A 2710-nucleotide genomic window follows, 5' to 3' on the forward strand; every position below is an offset into this window, starting at 1 on the left:
CGGGGCCGGATTTATTGCCGACCGATCGGTAGATGATAAGAGATCCTGCGTCCTTGCGGGACATCAAGGAAGGGCCACTCGACGGCCGCGCTGGCCGGGCATTCATCTCCTGCTCCGCAAACCGCGAACCCCACCCGCCTCAGCGGCCTCCAGCGGCAGCCGCGTCTCGGCCTTCACGTCCTTCAGCACCACGCTGGAGCGCACGTGCGTCACGCCCGGCAGCTTGAAGGCGGTCTCGTGCAGGAAGGCCTCGTAGCTCTTGATGTCGGGCACCAGCACCTTCAGCACGTAGTCGGCCTGGCCGGTAGTGGCATAGCAGCTCACGATCTGCGGGCTCGCGGCCACCGCCTCCTCGAAGCGCAGCACGTCGTCTTCCTTGTGGCGCGTGAGGTTCACCTCCGCCAGCACGGCGAGCGCGAGGCCGACCTTCTCGCGGTCCACCAGGGCGGTGTAGCCGCGGATGATGCCGGCGCTTTCCAGCTCCTTCACCCGCTTCCACGTCGGGGTGGCGGAAAGCCCGGCAGCGGCGGCGAGCTGCTGCACGGTCTGGCGCGAATCGCGCTGCAGCTCGCTGAGCAGCAGCACGTCGTGGCGGTCGAGTTGGTTCATTCCTGCATCAGGGCTCGAATGGGAACAGGATTCTCCATCGGGCCCGATCCGGGAGGAAAGAAAAAGCACATTTTCCGCTTCGACGCCTAAGCTGCACCTCCAAGGAGACAGCCATGCCCCTCACCCTGCACGCCGAGATGTCGCCGATCGAGCGACCGGAGTACCGCCTGAGCGACAGCCTGTGGGCGCCGGGCGGCGCGATCTTCCTCACCGGCACCCAGGCGCTGGTGCGCCTGATGCTGATGCAGCGCCAGCGCGACGCGGCCGCGGGCCTGCAGACGCGCGGCTTCATCAGCGGCTACCGCGGCTCGCCCCTGGGCATGGTGGACCAGGCGGTATGGAAGGCGGGGGAGAAGTTCGAGCAGGCCGGCGTGCGCTTCCTGCCCGCCATCAACGAGGAACTCGCGGCCACCGCGGTGCTGGGCACGCAGCGCGTGGAGGCCGACCCCGATCGCACCTGCGAGGGCGTGTTCGCGCTCTGGTACGGCAAGGGCCCGGGCGTCGACCGCGCGGGCGACGCGCTCAAGCACGGCAATGCCTACGGCGCCTCGCCGCAGGGCGGCGTGCTGATGGTGGCCGGCGACGACCACGGCTGCGTCTCCTCCTCCATGCCGCACCAGAGCGACCAGGCCTTCCAGGCCTGGCACGCGCCGGTCGTCGCACCGGCCAACGTCGCCGAGTACCTGGAGTTCGGGCTCTATGGCTGGGCCCTCTCGCGTTTCTCGGGCAACTGGGTCGGCTTCACCGCCTTGTCCGAAGTGGTGGAAAGCGCATCGACGGTGGACCTGGACCTCGTCAACGCCCGGGTCGCGGCCTGGCAGGACGCGGAGACAGTGCGCGCCATCACCGGCTACACGCCGCCACCCGGCGGCTTGCACTACCGCTGGCCCGACCTGCCCTCTCTGGTGATCGAGCAACGCCTGCACGCCAAGCTCGATGCGGTGCGGGCCTTCGCGCGCGTCAACAGCATCGACCGGCACGTCGTCGCGAGCGATCACGCGACGGTCGGCATCGTCACGGCGGGCAAGGCGCACTACGACCTGATGGAAGTGCTGCGCCGCCTCGACATCCCGCTCGAAACGCTGGCGGCGCACGGCGTGCGGATCCACAAATTGGGCCTTACCTACCCGGTGGAGCCGACCCGCATGCGCGAGTTCGCGCGCGGCTTGAAGGAACTGCTGGTGATCGAGGAGAAGGGCCCCGTCGTCGAGGAGCAACTGCGCTCGCTGTTCTACAACGAGCGCGAGCGGCCCGCGATCGTCGGCAAGACGGATGCCCAGGGCCGGCCGCTCGTCTCCGCGCTCGGCGAGCTGCGGCCCTCGCGGCTGATCGAAGCGGTCGCCCAATGGCTGGTGGGACACTTCCCCGACCTCGACCGGCGCCACCTGGTGCGCGACTTCACGCTGCCGCAGCTGCTCTCCAACGACAGCGACGCGGTCAAGCGCCTGCCCTACTTCTGCGCCGGCTGCCCGCACAACACCTCGACGAAAGTGCCGGAAGGCTCGCACGCGCAGGCCGGCATCGGCTGCCACTTCATGGCCAGCTGGATGGACCGTTCCACCGAAGGCCTGATCCAGATGGGCGGCGAAGGCGTGGACTGGGTCTCGCACGCGATGTTCACCAGGGTGCCGCACGTGTTCCAGAACCTGGGCGACGGCACCTACTACCACTCGGGCTACCTCGCCATCCGCCAGGCCGTGGCGGCGCGCGCCACCCTCACCTACAAGATCCTGTTCAACGACGCGGTGGCCATGACGGGCGGCCAGCCGGTGGACGGCATCATCAGCGTCGACGGCATCGCGCGCCAGGTCGAAGCCGAGGGCGTGCGGCAGGTCGTGGTGGTCTCCGACGACATCGCCAAGTACGACCGCATTCGCGACCGCTTCCCCGCCGGCACCGAGTTCCACGACCGCGACGCGCTCGACGCCGTGCAGCGGCGCCTGCGCGAGATCCCCGGCGTGACGGTGCTGATCTACGAACAGACCTGCGCGGCCGAGAAGCGGCGCCGGCGCAAGAAGGGCGAGCTGGTGGATCCGGCCCGGCGCCTCTTCATCAATGACCGCGTCTACGAAGGCTGCGGCGACTGCTCGGTGCAATCCAA

Annotated in this window: 2 protein-coding genes; one reads left to right on the forward strand and one right to left on the reverse strand. The window is 68.9% G+C overall.

What is annotated here, in order from left to right; genetic code table 11:
- Window positions 1-102: 102 nt before the first annotated feature.
- Window positions 103-609: an Lrp/AsnC family transcriptional regulator gene (locus tag VFM98_RS19045; RefSeq protein ID WP_325111471.1), complete on the reverse strand. Its 507-nt coding sequence runs from the start codon at window positions 607-609 to the stop codon at window positions 103-105.
- Window positions 610-722: 113 nt separating this feature from the next.
- Between VFM98_RS19045 and VFM98_RS19050 the strand changes: the two genes are divergently transcribed.
- Window positions 723-2710: indolepyruvate ferredoxin oxidoreductase family protein (locus VFM98_RS19050; protein ID WP_325111472.1), on the forward strand; the 1988-nt coding region annotated here is incomplete at its 3' end.

Source organism: Ramlibacter sp., assembly GCF_035706265.1.
GTDB lineage: Bacteria > Pseudomonadota > Gammaproteobacteria > Burkholderiales > Burkholderiaceae_C > Ramlibacter.